Source organism: Cellulosimicrobium sp. I38E, assembly GCF_001647255.1.
In the GTDB taxonomy this organism is placed as follows: Bacteria; Actinomycetota; Actinomycetes; order Actinomycetales; family Cellulomonadaceae; genus Cellulosimicrobium; species Cellulosimicrobium cellulans_E.
Map to the genome: position 1 here is coordinate 54,662 of NZ_LUAZ01000028.1, position 15,352 is coordinate 70,013.

Here is a 15,352-nt window from a genome sequence, read left to right on the forward strand (position 1 = left end):
CTGCCGGTCCGGACGACCCCGTGTTCGCCCGTGACGAACGACACCGGGCGGGCGGGGCGTCACAGGGTGCATCCCTCCCGGAAATGGTGCAGAATCCGGTGGCCCGCCGGGAACAATTCCGGTGCGCCGTGCATTGACCAGCGTGCAACGCCTCGACGACCTCGGGGCACGACACGTCACGGGGTGCCCCCGCGCCCCGCACCTGTGCCGCCCGGCACGACCGGCCATCGCCGGTGGTCCCGGACGGGCACTGTCGCGATCGACGAATACTCCGGAGAGTGACCCCACAGATGGCAACAGACTACGACGCCCCCCGCAAGAGTGAAGAGGAGCTCAGCGAGGACTCGCTCCAGGAGCTCCAGGCTCGTCGCTCCGACAAGAGCTCGGGCGTCGTTGACGAGGATGAGACCGAGGCGGCGGAAGGTTTCGAGCTGCCCGGTGCCGACCTGTCCGGCGAGGAGCTCTCCGTCCGGGTCCTGCCTCGTCAGGCCGACGAGTTCACGTGCTCGAGCTGCTTCCTCGTGCACCACCGCAGCCAGCTCGCGTACGAGAAGAACGGGCAGCAGATCTGCTCGGAGTGCGCCGCCTGACCTGCACGACGCCCGAAGGCCGTCGCCCCCTTCCCGGGGCGGCGGCCTTCGTCGTCCGCGGTGCGCGCCGCGTGGGGCTCGTCGGGCCCGGCGGGCCGCCCCCCGGGTCGTGCCCCGTCAGGACGCGCGCGCGGCCCGGATCGCGTCCGCGAGGCGCTGCGGGTGCCGCGTGGAGACGAGCCAGTACGGCGTCGGGTCCTGCGGGTCGTCGAGCGCGACGTGCACACCGGTGCGGGCCCAGGCGCGCAGGCACACGTACGCGCGGGCGTCGAGGCGGGGGCCGAGCTGGACGCGCATCGCCTCCGCGTCGAGGGTCGTGACCTGACCGAGCAGGGACACGGGGATGTGCGCCCGCCCGGCCCGGAGCTCGCCGTCCGCCACCGCGACGACCGGCGACGTCCACCAGAGACCGGCGACGCCCGCCACCGCGGCGAGCGCGCCGACGCCGAGCGCGATGGCGTGGCTCGCGGGCCACAGCGCGATCCCGAGGACCAGGGCGAACCCGAGGGCCGCGGCCCAGCCGCCGACGCCCGGGACGAGTCGCTCGCGGTACGGCGTCGCGCCCCCGGCACGGGGTGCCCCGGCGAATGCCGGGGTCGAGGAGGGCGTGCTGCGGTCGGCGGGGTCCGTCATGGGTCCATCATCCCAGCAGTCGTGGCGTCGCCCGACGTGCTCGCCGGGCCTGCCCGCGACCACTAGGCTCTGCCGGGTGCCGAACCACCACCAGCCCGAGACCGGGAACGTCGACGTCCTCATCACGCTCCTCGACGACGTGCCCCTGCCGTCCTACGCGCACCCGGGCGACGCCGGCGCCGACCTCGTGACGACGGTCGACGTCGAGCTGGCGCCGGGGGAGCGCGCCGTCGTCCCGACCGGGGTCTCGATCGCGCTGCCCGACGGCTACGCGGCGTTCGTGCACCCGCGCTCCGGTCTCGCCGCGAAGCACGGCCTCACGGTCGTCAACGCGCCGGGCACCGTCGACGCCGGCTACCGCGGCGAGATCAAGGTGACGCTGCTCAACACGGACGCCCGCGAGACCGTCGTCCTGCGGCGCGGCGACCGCGTCGCGCAGCTCGTCGTGCAGAAGGTCGAGCGCGCGCGCTTCGTGCAGGCCGAGCGGCTGCCCGGGTCGCACCGCGGCGAGGGCGGCTTCGGGTCGAGCGGCGGGTGGGCCGCGGCGACCTGACCGGTCGCGGACGGGCGGTCGGCGCGAGAGCCGGGCGCCACTCGTCGCCCAGCGAACGTCGCACCACGACCGTCGCTGCGCGGGCTAGTGTGGAAGCAGTGCGGGGCGAGCGCCCCGTGAGGAGTCCCGGCCGAGGGCCGGGCAGGTGAAGGAGTTCCTCCGTGGGTCTGTTCCGTCGCTCCAGGTCGTCCGAGCCGACCGAGTCGCCCGAGCCGTCGGGCACGACGTCCGCGCCGGTCGACGACGGCGCGCCCGTCGAGGCGGCGAGCGAGGAGAAGCCCGCCCGCGGGCCGTACGACTCCTCCCAGGTCCCCGAGCGTGGCCCCCGGCTCGACCTGGGCGCCGTGTGGCTGCCGGGCGTGCCCGGGATGGAGCTGCGCATGGAGGTCGACAAGAAGACCCAGCGCATCACCGGCGTCGCGTGCGCGGTCGCCGGATCCGGTCTCCAGGTGCAGGCGTTCGCCGCGCCCCGCACGGACGGCATCTGGGACGAGATTCGCGGGGAGATCGCCGCGTCGGTGACCAAGCAGGGCGGCACGGTCGACGACCTCCCCGGCCCGTTCGGCCGCGAGCTGCTGGCCCGTATCCCCGCGCAGACGCCGGACGGGCGTCCCGGCGTGCGGCCCGCCCGTTTCGTGGGCGTCGACGGCCCGCGCTGGTTCCTCCGCGGCGTGCTCACCGGCAAGGCCGCGGTCGACCCGGCCGAGGCACGGCTGCTCGAGTCCGTGTTCGCCAACATCGTCGTCGTGCGGGACCAGAGCCCGCGCCCGCCGCGCGACCTCCTCGCCCTGCACCTGCCGGGCAAGGGCCCGGCCGCCGCGGCGCCGGCGCCCGCCGGCGCCCCCGAGACGCCCTCGTTCGACCCGCTGACCCGTGGGCCGGAGATCACGGAGATCCGCTGACATGGCCCCCACGCTGCGGGAAGCCTGGCGCACCGCCCTCGCCTCCCAGGAGGAGCTCGCCGCCGACGAGGAGCGCTCCGAGGCGGCACGGCAGAAGGGCTGCCGCGCCGTGTCCGAGCTGCCCAACCGCCGTCGGGCCAAGATCTCCGGCGTCCTGCGCTCCGTGGTGCTGCGCCCGCGCGAGGGCGTCCCGACGGTCGAGGTCGAGCTGTTCGACGGCTCCGGCGTCGTGGACCTCGTGTGGCTCGGCCGTCGACGCATCGCGGGGATCGAGCCCGGTCGCCGCGCCCTCGTCGAGGGCCTGGTGTGCGACGTCGACGGGCGTCGCACCATCTTCAACCCGCGCTACGAGCTCCTCGCCAAGCCGGGGGAGTGACCTCGCTCCCGCCGACGCGCGGCGGTGCCGTACGATCCTGCGGACGCGCCGCGGAGGACCCGGGCCAGTCGCCCGGACCGTAGCCGACCGACCCCGAGCCACCGAGGACGCCACGAGATGACGAGCAGCAGCGACGCGAGCGGCGGCCCCGCGGACGGGCGTCCCGGCCCCGGGCGCGCCCCGGAGGGACTCGCGCACGACGCCGACGTCGCGGAGACGGTCGTCGACGACGTCACCGCGCCCGAGGACGGTCGCGCCCGCGGCGTCCGCGCGCTCGCCGGGCAGGAGTTCTCCGTCGCCGACGCGATCGGGGGCGTGCGCGGGCTCGTCGAGTCGGTCGCTCCGGGCCTCGTGTTCGTCGTCGTCTACGTCGCCACGACGAACCTTCAGTGGGCGCTCGTGACCTCGGTCGCGGCGGCGCTCGTCGCGGTCGCGGCGCGGCTGATCCAGCGCACCCCCGTGACCCAGGCGTTCGGCGGCCTCCTGGGCGTCGGCATCGGCGTGATCTGGGCGTGGCGCTCGGGCGAGGCGCAGGACTACTTCGCGTGGGGCCTGTGGACGAACGCCGCGTACCTCGTCGCGCTCCTCGTCTCCGTCCTGGCCCGCTGGCCGCTCGTCGGCCTCGTGGTCGAGGGCTTCCGCAGCGGGTTCGGCGCGGGAGCCGCATCGGGGTCGGCGGGGACGACGACGGACCCGTCACCGGACGCGGTCGACGCCGCGGACTCCTCGGCCGAGCCGCGGCCTGCGGCCGCGACGCCGGCCGGCACCCCCGTCGACGCGGGCGCCGCCGAGCCCGGCGCGTTCGCCCGCTGGGCCCGCACCTGGCGGTCCGACCGCACGCTGATGCGCCGCTACACCGCCGCGACGTGGCTGTGGATCGGGTTGTTCGCCGCCCGGCTCGCGGTCCAGGTCCCGCTCTACCTCGACGGCGACGTCGGCTGGCTCGGCACCGCGCGCCTCGTCATGGGCATCCCGCTGTGGGCGCTCGTCCTGTGGCTCACGTGGATCCTGGTGCGTCGGCCCCACGCCGCGGCGCCCTCGCAGCCGACGGCGTAGCCCGGCGGACGCGGGGAGGAGCCCCGTCAGAGGACGCCGTCACCGGCCGGGGGGACCTCGGGCGCCTCGACGGGCGCGTCCGGCGCGGTCGGCGCCGCCTCCGCCTCGCCCGCGAGCAACCGGGAGAGGGCGCCCTCGTCCGCCTCGTCGCCCGTGACGAGCAGGAGCTCGTCACCGACCTCGAGCGTGTCGTCCTGGCTGGGCGCGATCGGTCGCGTGCCGCGGACGATCGCCGCGAGCACGGTGTCCGGGGGCCAGCTCACCTCGCCGACGCGGTGGCCGACGAGCGGCGAGCTCGGGGGCAGGGTGACCTCGAGGATGTCGGCGCCGGACTGGTGGAAGGTGAAGATGCGGACGAGGTCGCCGACGGCGACGGCCTCCTCGACCATCGCCGTCATGATGCGCGGCGTGGACACGGCGACGTCCACGCCCCACGACTCGTCGAACATCCACTCGTTCTTGGGGTTGTTCACGCGCGCGACCGTGCGGGGCACACCGAACTCGGTCTTGGCCAGGAGCGACACGACGAGGTTCACCTTGTCGTCGCCCGTCGCCGCGACGATGACGTCGCACTCGTCGACCTTGGCCTCGGCGAGCGTCGAGAGCTCGCACGCGTCGGCGAGCAGCCAGTCCGCCTCCGCGACCTGGGCGACCCGCATGGCCGCCGGCTGCTTGTCGATGAGCATGACCTCGTGCTCGTGGCTGAGGAGCTCGCGAGCGATCGAGCGGCCGACCGAGCCCGCTCCGGCGATGACGACGCGCATCACTCGGCCTCGACCTTCGGTGCGTGGGTGAGCCTGCGTTCGACGACGGCGGCCTGCTCGTCGTCCATGAGCACGTGGAGCACGTCGTTCTCCTGGAGGACGGTGCGGTCGGTGACGAGGACTCCGTCGCCGAAGCGGCTGACGAACGCGACGCGCGCCCCCGTGGCGTCCTCGATGGCGCGGACGGTGCGCCCGACCCAGTCGGGGTGGAAGTCGACCTGCGCGAGCCGCACGCGGCCGGACGGGTCGCGGTACTCGTCGGTCGCGCCGAATGGGAGCATGCGGCGCAGCACCTGGTCCGCCGTCCAGCGGACCGTGGCCACGGTCGGGATGCCGAGGCGCTGGTAGATCTCGGCGCGCTGCGGGTCGTAGATGCGGGCCACGACCTTCTCCACGCCGAACGTCTCCCGCACGACGCGCGCGGAGAGGATGTTCGAGTTGTCGCCGTCGGAGACCGCGGCGAACGCGTACGCGTCCTCGATGCCGGCCTGCACGAGCGTGTCCCGGTCGAAGCCGACCCCGGTCACCTTCTTCCCGGTGAACTCGGCCGGGAGACGCCGGAACGCGTCGGGGTTCTGGTCGACGACGGCGACCGAGTGGCCGCTCGACTCGAGCGACTGGGCGAGCGTCGCGCCGACGCGGCCGCAGCCCATGATGACGAAGTGCACGCACCGAACGCTACCGCTCGCCGGGCCGGTGGGCGCGCACCAGCGCGACCGGGCGCCGTCGGGCATAGCATGAGGCCTCGTGTCGGAGATCGCTGATGCCGCCAAGCGGCTGCTGCTCGGGCGGCCTGTCCGCAGCGAGCACCTGGGGCACACGCTGCTCCCCAAGCGTGTGGCCCTGCCCGTGTTCGCGTCCGACGCCTTGTCGTCCGTCGCGTACGCCCCGGACGAGATCCTCCTGACGCTCGCGATCGCGGGCCTGAGCGCGACGATGATCTCGCCGTGGGTGGGTCTCGCGGTCGTGGTCGTGCTGCTGACGGTGGTCGCGTCGTACCGGCAGAACGTGCGTGCCTACCCGTCGGGCGGGGGCGACTACGAGGTCGCGACCGTCAACCTCGGCCCGACCGCGGGCGTCGGCGTCGCGTCGGCGCTGATGGTCGACTACGTGCTCACGGTCGCCGTCTCGATCTCGTCGGGGGCGCAGTACGCGGCCAGCGCGATCCCCGCGCTGCGCGACCACGAGGCCGCGTTCGCGGTCGGCCTCGTCGTCGTGCTCACGCTCGTCAACCTGCGCGGGGTCAAGGAGTCCGGGACGTTCTTCGCGATCCCGGTCTACCTCTTCATGCTCGCCATCGGCACGACGGCGGTCGTCGGGTTCTTCCAGTACGTCACCGGCAGCCTGGGCGCGGCCGAGAGCGCGGAGTTCGAGCTCACGGCCGAGAGCGGGTTCGACCAGGGGCTCATCGGCATCGCGGGCGCGTTCCTCGTGGCACGCGCGTTCGCGTCCGGGTGCGCGGCGCTCACCGGTGTGGAGGCGATCAGCAACGGCGTCCCGGCGTTCCGCAAGCCCAAGTCGCGCAACGCCGCCACGACGCTCGCCCTCCTGGGCGGCATCTCGGCCGTGATGATGATGTCGATCCTCTTCCTCGCGCGCGCGACGGGCGTGCACTACGCGGAGGACCCGCACACGCAGCTCTCGCTGAACGGAGAGCCGCTGCCCGTGGACTACGTGCAGCACCCGGTGATCGGGCAGCTGGCCGAGACGGTGTTCAGCGGGGTGCCCGTGCTGTTCTACGTGGTGTCCGCCGTGACGGGGCTGATCCTCGTGCTCGCCGCGAACACGGCGTTCAACGGCTTCCCCGTCCTCGGCTCGATCCTCGCCAAGGACGGCTACCTGCCGCGCCAGCTCCACACGCGCGGCGACCGGCTCGCGTTCTCCAACGGCATCATCACGCTGGCCGTGGCGGCGATCGTGCTCATCTGGGCGTTCGACGCGGAGGTCACGCGCCTCATCCAGCTCTACATCGTCGGCGTGTTCGTGTCGTTCACGCTGTCCCAGCTCGGCATGGTGCGGCACTGGACGCGCGCGCTGCGCACCGAGCACCAGCCGCGCGAGCGGTCGCGCATGCGGCGCTCGCGCGTGGTCAACACGGTGGGCCTGGCGATGACGGGGACCGTCCTCGTCATCGTCCTCATCACGAAGTTCACGCACGGCGCGTGGATCGCGATCCTCGCGATGGCGCTCGTGTTCGTGCTCATGAAGTCGATCCGCAAGCACTACGACACGGTGCGGGACGAGCTCGCGCTCGGCGACGAGGCCGCCGCCGCCCGGGCCCTGCCCAGCCGGGTGCACGCCATCGTCCTCGTCTCCAAGATCCACCGACCCACGATGCGCGCGCTCGCGTACGCGCGGGCCTCGCGCCCGTCGGTCCTGGAGGCCGTCACGGTCGGCGTGGACGCCGAGGACGTCGAGGACCTCATGCGGCAGTGGGAGGCGCTCGACCTCCCGGTGCCGCTGCGCGTGCTGGACTCGCCCTTCCGCGAGATCACGCGGCCTGTGCTCTCGTACGTCCGGTCGGTGCGGCGCGAGTCCCCGCGCGACCTCGTCGTCGTCTACATCCCCGAGTACGTCGTGGGCCACTGGTGGGAGCAGCTCCTGCACAACCAGAGCGCGCTGCGCCTCAAGGGCCGCCTGCTGTTCACGCCGGGCGTCGTCGTGGCGTCCGTGCCGTGGCAGCTCTCGTCCACCGAGGGGCAGACCGGGCTCGAGGGCGAGGGGTTCCGCCAGCGCTTCACCGGGTACTGATCGCCGGGCGGCCACGGTCGTGACCTGGGCCCGCTCCCGAGAGGAGCGGGCCTTCGTCGTGCGCGGAGCGGCGCCCCGGCGGGTGCGTCGGGCCGTGTCCGGGATACTGGGGGCATGCCGTCCTCCTCGCGTGGTCCTGCCGTGCCCTCCGACCGACCGTCCGACCCCTTCGCGGACCGTCGCGCCGCGCGCGGCGGCGGGCGCCGTGCGACCCGCCGTCAGGGCGGTCGGACGACACGTCAGTCGGCCCGCGTCGACCCTCGACCTGAGGTCGAGGTCGAGCTCGAGGTCGGCCCGGTGGCCCACGGCGGCCACTGCGTGGCGCGGTACGACGGGCGCGTCGTCTTCGTCCGCCACACCCTGCCCGGGGAGCGGGTGCGCGCCCGCGTCACGGAGGGCGGGGAGGCCGCGAAGTTCTGGCGCGCCGACGCCCTCGAGATCCTCGAGGCGTCGCCCGACCGGGTCCCGTCGGTGTGGCCGGAGGCCGGTCCGGGGGGTGTCGGCGGCGGCGAGCTCGCGCACGTCGCGCTCGACGCGCAGCGCCGCTGGAAGCGGGACGTGCTCGCCGAGCAGCTCCGGCGGCTCGGGAAGGTCGACCTCGACGAGCTTGACCTTCAGGTAGAGGTCGAGGGTCTGCCGGGCGACGACGAGCGCGGCGGCCTCGGCTACCGGACGCGCGTGGACCTCGTCGCCGACGGCACGGGCCGTGCGGGCATGCACCGCTTCCGGTCCCACGACGTCGTCGCGCTGGACGGCATGCCGCTCGCCACGGAGGACGTCGCGGAGCTCGCGGCGCGCGAGAAGGTCTTCACGCGCACCTGGCGGGCGGGCACGCGGATCGAGCTCGTCGCGCCCGTCGGCTCGGCGCCGGTCCTCCTCGTGGACGGCGAGCCGTGGCGGTCGGGCTCGCCCGACCAGCGCCCCAACGCGCGCCGCAGCGTGACCGAGCGCGTCGTCCTCGACGGCCAGCAGCACGAGTACCGCGTCGCGGCGGGCGGGTTCTGGCAGGTGCACCGCGAGGCGCCGGCCACGCTGACGCGCGCGGTGCTCGACGGCGTGGGGGACGTCGACGGCGCGCGCGTCCTCGACCTGTACTCGGGCGCCGGGCTGTTCACCGCGCCCCTGGCCACGGCCGTGGGGGCGGCGGGCTCCGTGGTCGCCGTCGAGGGCGACGAGCGGGCCGTGCGCGACGCGCGCCGCAACGCGCACGGGCTCGACCGGGTGGAGCTGCACCACGGACCCGTCGAGCAGGTGCTCGCCGTCGACCCGACCGGCGCGGACGTCGTCGTGCTCGACCCGCCGCGCGTCGGTGCCGGCCGCGCCGTGGTCGAGGCGATCGCCTCCCGGCAGCCCGGCCGGGTCGTGTACGTCGCGTGCGACCCCGCCGCGCTCGCGCGCGACGTCTCCTACCTGGCCGGCCACGGCTACGGGCTCACGTCCCTGCGCGCCTTCGACCTCTTCCCGATGACGCACCATCTCGAGGCGGTCGCCGTCCTGACGCGCTGAGGCGGCAGGGCGCTCGGCCCTGCGTGAGCCCGGGTGCGTCCCGGCGCGTGGCGGGAGGACGATAGGGAGAGACGGTCGGACGAGCAGGACGGTGACGGGCATGACGAGCACGGGTGCGGCGAGCGGCTCGACGGTGGCCGGTCCGGGCGAGCACCAGGCGTTCCCCGCCTCGGACGACGTGCGCGACGTCGTCGGCGTGGGCGTGCTGTTGCCCAACGGCCGGCTGGCGGGGCGGAGCTTCGCCTCGCGCGCGGAGGCGGAGGCCTGGGCGAGGCCCGACGAGGGGGAGCAGGTCGTCGAGCTCAACCTGCTGTGCGACTGCGATCTCTAAACTGTGAGGGGTGCGGGGCTCAGGCGCGCGGGCATATATCTTGACGTCAAGATATATGGGGTATGCTGGTCGCGGTGCAGGTCGCAGCGGGTCGTGGACGAGCCGCCGACCACCGCCAGGGCGGTCCTCCGGACCAGGCCTGAGCGGCGCGCCGGCCCGGCGTAGGCTGGGCGAAGCCCCCTGAACCATGGCATCCGTGCCACCGTCTCGCCACGAAGGAGCTACGAGTGAGCAGCGTCGACACGTTCGGGTCGAAGGGAACGCTGGAGGTCGGTGAGAACTCGTACGAGATCTTCCGCCTGTCCGCCGTCGAGGGTGTCGAGCGCCTCCCGTACAGCCTGAAGATCCTCGCCGAGAACCTCCTGCGCACGGAGGACGGCGCCAACATCACCGCGGACCACGTCCGTGCGCTCGCGTCCTGGGACCCGGACGCGCAGCCCGACACCGAGATCCAGTTCACGCCCGCGCGCGTGATCATGCAGGACTTCACCGGCGTGCCGTGCGTCGTCGACCTCGCCACCATGCGCGAGGCCGTCGCGGAGCTCGGCGGCGACCCGTCGCGCATCAACCCGCTCGCGCCGGCCGAGATGGTCATCGACCACTCGGTGCAGATCGACGTCGCGGGCCGCTCGGACGCGTTCGAGCGCAACGTGGAGTTCGAGTACCAGCGCAACCACGAGCGCTACCAGTTCCTGCGCTGGGGCCAGACGGCGTTCGACGACTTCAAGGTCGTCCCCCCGGGCACCGGCATCGTGCACCAGGTGAACATCGAGTACCTGGCGCGCACGATCATGACGCGCGAGGTCGGCGGGGTGCTGCGCGCCTACCCGGACACGTGCGTCGGCACCGACTCCCACACGACGATGGTCAACGGCCTCGGCGTGCTCGGCTGGGGCGTCGGCGGCATCGAGGCCGAGGCGGCCATGCTCGGCCAGCCCGTCTCGATGCTCATCCCGCGCGTCGTGGGCTTCAAGCTCAACGGCTCGATCCCCGCGGGCGTCACCGCGACGGACGTCGTGCTCACCATCACGCAGATGCTGCGCCAGCACGGCGTCGTCGGGAAGTTCGTCGAGTTCTACGGCGCGGGCGTGGCCCAGGTGCCGCTCGCGAACCGCGCGACGATCGGCAACATGAGCCCCGAGTTCGGCTCGACGGCCGCGATCTTCCCGATCGACGGCGTGACGATCGACTACCTGCGCCTCACGGGCCGCAGCGACGAGCAGCTCGCGCTCGTCGAGGCGTACGCCAAGGAGCAGGGCCTGTGGCTCGACCCGGAGTCCGACAGCTACGTCGAGCCGGTGTTCTCGGAGTACCTCGAGCTCGACCTCTCGACGGTCGTCCCGTCGATCGCCGGGCCGAAGCGCCCGCAGGACCGCATCGAGCTCGGCGAGGCGAAGGAGTCGTTCGCCTCCGCGATCCTCGACTACGTCGACGCCGGCGAGGCCGCGCCGTTCACGGGCCTCGACGAGTCGGTCGAGGAGACCTTCCCCGCGTCCGACCCGATCGCCGCCGGGGCGCACGACAACGCGTCGGACCACCCGGTCGCGCCGGGCCACGCGGACAGCGCGAAGCGCCCGCACAAGGTCGTCCCCGTGACGCTCGAGGACGGCACGTCGACCGAGCTCGACCACGGCCACGTGGTCATCGCGTCGATCACCTCGTGCACCAACACGTCGAACCCGTCGGTCATGCTCGCGGCGGCGCTGCTCGCGAAGAACGCGGTGGACCGCGGCCTCGCGTCCAAGCCGTGGGTCAAGACCTCGATGGCCCCCGGGTCGCAGGTCGTGACGAACTACTACGAGAAGTCGGGCCTCTGGCCGTACCTCGAGAAGCTCGGCTTCCACCTGGTCGGCTACGGCTGCGCGACGTGCATCGGCAACTCGGGCCCCCTGGCGGACGAGATCTCCGCGACGGTCAACGAGCACGACCTGTCGGTCGTCTCGGTGCTGTCCGGGAACCGCAACTTCGAGGGGCGCATCAACCCCGACGTGAAGATGAACTACCTCGCGTCGCCGCCCCTGGTCATCGCCTACGCGCTCGCCGGCACGATGGACTTCGACTTCGACGGGGAGCCCCTGGGTACGGACCCGCACGGCGAGCCCGTCTTCCTCAAGGACATCTGGCCGTCGCCCGAGGACGTCCAGGCGACGATCGACGCGTCGATCGACCGCGACATGTTCACCAAGGACTACGCGGACGTCTTCACCGGCGACGACCGGTGGCGTGCGCTCGAGACGCCCGAGGGCGACACGTTCGCGTGGGACGCGGAGTCGACCTACGTGCGCAAGCCCCCGTACTTCGAGGGCATGGGCATGGAGCCGTCGCCCGTGACGGACATCTCCGGTGCGCGCGTCCTGGCGAAGCTCGGCGACTCGGTGACCACGGACCACATCAGCCCCGCTGGCGCCATCAAGGTGGACTCGCCCGCCGGCAAGTACCTCGCGGAGAACGGTGTCTCGCGTCGTGACTTCAACTCCTACGGGTCGCGCCGCGGGAACCACGAGGTCATGATCCGCGGCACGTTCGCGAACATCCGCCTGCGCAACCAGCTCCTCGACGGCGTCGAGGGCGGGTTCACCTTCAACTTCGTCAAGGGCGCGCAGGACACGATCTACGACGCCGCGCAGGACTACGCCGCGCAGGGGACGCCGCTCGTCATCCTCGGCGGCAAGGAGTACGGCTCCGGCTCGTCGCGCGACTGGGCGGCCAAGGGCACGGCGCTCCTGGGCGTCAAGGCCGTCATCACGGAGAGCTTCGAGCGCATCCACCGCTCGAACCTCATCGGCATGGGCGTCCTGCCGCTGCAGTTCCCGGCGGGCGAGAACGCCGGGTCGCTCGGCCTCGACGGCACCGAGACGTTCGACATCGCCGGCGTGACGGCGCTCAACGAGGGCACCACGCCGTCGACCGTCAAGGTCACCGCGACCAAGACCGACGGGACGAGCGTCGAGTTCGACGCCGTCGTGCGCATCGACACGCCCGGCGAGGCGGACTACTACCGCAACGGCGGCATCCTGCAGTACGTGCTGCGCTCCCTGGTGGCGTGAGCCACCGCTAGCGCCGCGGGGCCTCCCGACGGCGCACGCGCACCCCGGCGGGGCGCGGACCCTCGGCGCTGCGAGAGACTGGGGCATGGCGAGCGAGAACACGACCCAGCCGACGGACGCGGACGTCGAGGCGTTCCTCGCGGCGGTGGAGCACCCCGTCCGGCGCCGCGACGCGCACCGTCTCGTCGAGCTCCTGTCCCACGTCACGGGGGAGCCGCCGAGGATGTGGGGCTCGTCGATCGTCGGGTTCGGCACGTACCACTACCGCTACGCGACCGGACGCGAGGGCGACATGGCGGCGGCGAGCTTCTCGCCGCGCAAGGCGGCGACGACCGTGTACCTCATGGACGGGGTCGACGCCCACGCGGCGCTGCTGGGCCGCCTGGGCCCGCACACCGTCGGCAAGGGCTGCGTCTACGTGAAGGACCTCGACGCCGTCGACCTCGGCGTCCTGGAGGAGGTCGTACGCCGCTCGTACGCGACCCTCACGGACGGCCCCGAGCTCGGCCGCCGGCTCTCCGGCCCGTCGGCGCAGGAGCCCTCCTGACGCGACCGCGCCGTCGGGTCAGAGCGGGGCGTCGAGCGTGCGCGTCCGGTCCCAGGGCTCCGTCCAGCCGAGCCGGTCGAACAGGGCGTCGAGGATCCCGCCCGTGAACCCCCAGACGAGGTGCTCACGGCCGTCCGCCTCGACGAGGAACCCGGGGCTCTTGTGCACGCGGCGGTCGCGCCGGACCGTCACCGTGCGACGCCGCTCGGGGTCGAGGAGGTCGGCGACGGGGACGCGGAACACGTGCGCGGACTCGGCGGCGTCGACCGCGCGGACGGGCGTGGGGCGCGACCACCACGCGAGGACCGGGGTCACGAGGTGGTTGCTCACCGGCACGGGCAGCTCGCCGAGCGTCCCGAGCACGTCGACGCCGGCGGGCTCGAGCCCCGTCTCCTCCTCGGCCTCGCGCAGCGCGGCGCCGACCGGGCCGTCGTCCTCGGGCTCGAGCCGTCCCCCGGGGAAGGCGACCTGGCCGGGGTGGTGGCCGAGCGTCGTGGCACGTGCGAGGAGGAGCACGTCGAGGTCGCGCGGCACCGAGGCCGCGGCGTGCTCGGCGGGAACCCGGTCGAGCGCGCCGAACAGCAGGAGCACGGCGGCGCCGCGGGCGTCGTCGCGCAGCGCGCCGACGGCGTGGCGCCACGGCTCGGGCCAGGCACCGCCGTCGCGCGCGAGGGCGGCGAGCTGCTCGCGCGCGGCCGGGCGCGAGCCGGCCGGGTCGGCGGTCACCAGCTCACCGGGAGCGGGCGGCCCTCCTCGTAGCCCGCGGCGGACTGGATGCCCACGACCGCGCGGTCGGCGAACTCCGCGAGGCTGGACGCGCCCGCGTAGGTCGCGGAGCTGCGCAGCCCCGACGTGATCTGGTCGAGGAGGTCCTCGACGCCCGGGCGCTGCGGGTCGAGGAACATGCGCCCCGAGCTGATGCCCTCCTCGTAGAGGGCCTTGCGCGCACGGTCGAACGGCGACCCGCCCGCGGTGCGCGCCGCCACGGCGCGCGCCGACGCCATGCCGAAGCTCTCCTTGTAGAGCCGGCCGGTGCCGTCGTCGTGCAGGTCGCCGGGGGACTCGTACGTGCCGGCGAACCACGAGCCGATCATCACCTGCGACGCACCCGCGGCGAGCGCGAGGGCGACGTCGCGCGGGTGGCGCACGCCGCCGTCGGCCCACACGTGCTTGCCGAGCTCGCGCGCCGCGGCGGCGCACTCGAGGACGGCGGAGAACTGCGGGCGCCCGACGGCGGTCATCATGCGGGTCGTGCACATCGCGCCCGGACCGACGCCCACCTTGACGATGTCGGCACCCGCGGCGACGAGGTCGCGCACGCCGTCCGCCGTGACGACGTTGCCCGCGACCACCGGGACGTCGGGGCCCACGGAGCGGACGGCGTCGAGCGCCTGGAGCATCTTGGCCTGGTGGCCGTGCGCCGTGTCCACGACCAGCACGTCGACGCCGGCGGCGAGGAGCTCCTTCGCCTTGGCGGCGACGTCGCCGTTGATCCCGACCGCGGCGCCGACGCGCAGACGGCCGGCCGCGTCGAGCGCGGGTGCGTAGACCGACGAGCGCAGCGCGCCCTTGCGCGTGAGCACGCCGACGAGCGCGCCGTCGCGCGTCACGGGCGCGACCTTGAGGCGCGCGGTGTGGAGCTGGTCGTACGCCGCCTCGAGCCCGGCGCGGCCGCCGTCGAGGACGGACGCGTCGAGGACGAGGGGGTGGTCGGTCATCACCTGGTGGACCTGGGTGAAGCGGTCGACGTCGGCGCAGTCGGCCTCCGTGACCACGCCGACCGGGCGCCCGCCGTCCACGACGACCGCGGCGCCGTGCGAGCGCTTGCCGATGAGCGTGAGGGCCGTGTGGACGGTGTCGTGCGGTCCGACGACCACGGGCGTCTCGATGACGGGGTCCTTGGACTTCACGTCGGCGACCACGTCGGCGACGACGTCGGTCGGCACGTCCTGCGGGATGATCGCGACACCGCCGCGGCGCGACACCGTCTCGGCCATGCGGCGGCCCGCGACGGCGGTCATGTTCGCGACGACGACAGGGATCGTGGTGCCCGTCCCGTCGGCGGAGGAGAGGTCGACGTCGAAGCGCGACGCGACCTCGGAGCGCGACGGGACGAGGAACACGTCGCCGTACGTGAGGTCGGTCGCAGGGGACTGGCCGGGCAGGAAGCGCATGCCCCCATCCTACGAGGTCTGACTCATCGTTGTCCGCACTGCGGAAGTGAGATTCCGCAGCCGTGCGGTCCGTGCGTCGGGCGCCGGAGTGTGGGTCAATGGCGTGAAGGTCCCGTCGCCCT

At 73.7% G+C, this 15,352-nt stretch carries 15 protein-coding genes; 10 read left to right on the forward strand and 5 right to left on the reverse strand.

Features of this window, described 5'->3' with window-relative positions; translation table 11 throughout:
• Window positions 1-290: 290 nt before the first annotated feature.
• Window positions 291-590: a DUF4193 domain-containing protein gene (locus tag A0J59_RS10145; RefSeq protein ID WP_047234722.1), complete on the forward strand. Its 300-nt coding sequence runs from the start codon at window positions 291-293 to the stop codon at window positions 588-590.
• A gap of 117 nt (window positions 591-707) precedes the next feature.
• Here the strand turns inward: A0J59_RS10145 and A0J59_RS10150 are convergent, their stop codons facing one another.
• Window positions 708-1,223 (reverse strand): DUF3093 domain-containing protein, encoded by a 516-nt coding sequence (locus A0J59_RS10150; protein WP_064316028.1) that lies wholly within the window; start codon window positions 1,221-1,223, stop codon window positions 708-710.
• Between the two features lie 76 nt (window positions 1,224-1,299).
• Between A0J59_RS10150 and dut the strand changes: the two genes are divergently transcribed.
• The 4 genes from dut to A0J59_RS10170 all read left to right on the forward strand — a co-directional run bounded on the left by dut (window position 1,300) and on the right by A0J59_RS10170 (window position 4,110).
• Complete coding sequence (dut, locus tag A0J59_RS10155; RefSeq protein ID WP_064316029.1) at window positions 1,300-1,776, forward strand: dUTP diphosphatase; 477 nt, start codon at window positions 1,300-1,302, stop codon at window positions 1,774-1,776.
• A 161-nt stretch (window positions 1,777-1,937) separates the two neighbouring features.
• The gene (locus A0J59_RS10160) at window positions 1,938-2,678 is read left to right on the forward strand and encodes a DUF3710 domain-containing protein (RefSeq protein WP_047234724.1); all 741 of its coding nucleotides are present in this window, start codon (window positions 1,938-1,940) and stop codon (window positions 2,676-2,678) included.
• A 1-nt stretch (window position 2,679) separates the two neighbouring features.
• A complete protein-coding gene (locus A0J59_RS10165) occupies window positions 2,680-3,054 on the forward strand; it encodes an OB-fold nucleic acid binding domain-containing protein (RefSeq protein WP_047234725.1) in 375 nt (124 codons plus the stop codon).
• 117 nt (window positions 3,055-3,171) lie between these two features.
• The gene (locus tag A0J59_RS10170) at window positions 3,172-4,110 is read left to right on the forward strand and encodes a DUF3159 domain-containing protein (protein WP_082141556.1); all 939 of its coding nucleotides are present in this window, start codon (window positions 3,172-3,174) and stop codon (window positions 4,108-4,110) included.
• A 26-nt stretch (window positions 4,111-4,136) separates the two neighbouring features.
• On the opposite strand, the gene A0J59_RS10175 is transcribed toward A0J59_RS10170, so the two are convergent.
• Window positions 4,137-4,874, reverse strand: a complete 738-nt coding sequence (locus tag A0J59_RS10175; protein ID WP_047234729.1) for a TrkA family potassium uptake protein — start codon at window positions 4,872-4,874, stop codon at window positions 4,137-4,139.
• Window positions 4,874-5,527, reverse strand: coding sequence for a TrkA family potassium uptake protein (locus tag A0J59_RS10180; protein WP_047234730.1), 654 nt, complete (start codon window positions 5,525-5,527; stop codon window positions 4,874-4,876). Before A0J59_RS10180 ends, A0J59_RS10175 begins: the two co-directional genes overlap by 1 nt.
• 94 nt (window positions 5,528-5,621) lie before the next feature.
• Between A0J59_RS10180 and A0J59_RS10185 the strand changes: the two genes are divergently transcribed.
• The 5 genes from A0J59_RS10185 (at window position 5,622) to A0J59_RS10205 (ending at window position 13,056) form a co-directional block, all read left to right on the forward strand.
• Complete coding sequence (locus tag A0J59_RS10185) at window positions 5,622-7,625, forward strand: APC family permease (protein WP_047234726.1); 2,004 nt, start codon at window positions 5,622-5,624, stop codon at window positions 7,623-7,625.
• Window positions 7,626-7,922: 297 nt separating this feature from the next.
• Window positions 7,923-9,131: a class I SAM-dependent RNA methyltransferase gene (locus A0J59_RS10190; RefSeq protein WP_064316098.1), complete on the forward strand. Its 1,209-nt coding sequence runs from the start codon at window positions 7,923-7,925 to the stop codon at window positions 9,129-9,131.
• Window positions 9,132-9,231: 100 nt separating this feature from the next.
• Window positions 9,232-9,462 carry a hypothetical protein gene (locus tag A0J59_RS10195; RefSeq protein WP_255365135.1) on the forward strand — a complete coding sequence of 77 codons (231 nt, stop codon included), beginning with the start codon at window positions 9,232-9,234 and terminating at the stop codon, window positions 9,460-9,462.
• A gap of 227 nt (window positions 9,463-9,689) precedes the next feature.
• Entirely contained in the window at window positions 9,690-12,509 is a 2,820-nt protein-coding gene (locus A0J59_RS10200) for an aconitate hydratase (protein ID WP_047234796.1), read from the forward strand.
• A gap of 85 nt (window positions 12,510-12,594) precedes the next feature.
• The gene (locus A0J59_RS10205; protein WP_053370927.1) at window positions 12,595-13,056 is read left to right on the forward strand and encodes a DUF1801 domain-containing protein; all 462 of its coding nucleotides are present in this window, start codon (window positions 12,595-12,597) and stop codon (window positions 13,054-13,056) included.
• 18 nt (window positions 13,057-13,074) lie between these two features.
• Here A0J59_RS10205 and A0J59_RS10210 read toward each other — a convergent pair whose 3' ends face one another.
• Together A0J59_RS10210 and A0J59_RS10215 are read right to left on the reverse strand one after the other, a co-directional pair.
• A complete protein-coding gene (locus A0J59_RS10210; protein WP_047234794.1) occupies window positions 13,075-13,782 on the reverse strand; it encodes a CoA pyrophosphatase in 708 nt (235 codons plus the stop codon).
• The gene (locus tag A0J59_RS10215) at window positions 13,779-15,230 is read right to left on the reverse strand and encodes a GuaB1 family IMP dehydrogenase-related protein (RefSeq protein ID WP_064316030.1); all 1,452 of its coding nucleotides are present in this window, start codon (window positions 15,228-15,230) and stop codon (window positions 13,779-13,781) included. Before A0J59_RS10215 ends, A0J59_RS10210 begins: the two co-directional genes overlap by 4 nt.
• Between the last annotated feature and the right edge of the window lie 122 nt (window positions 15,231-15,352).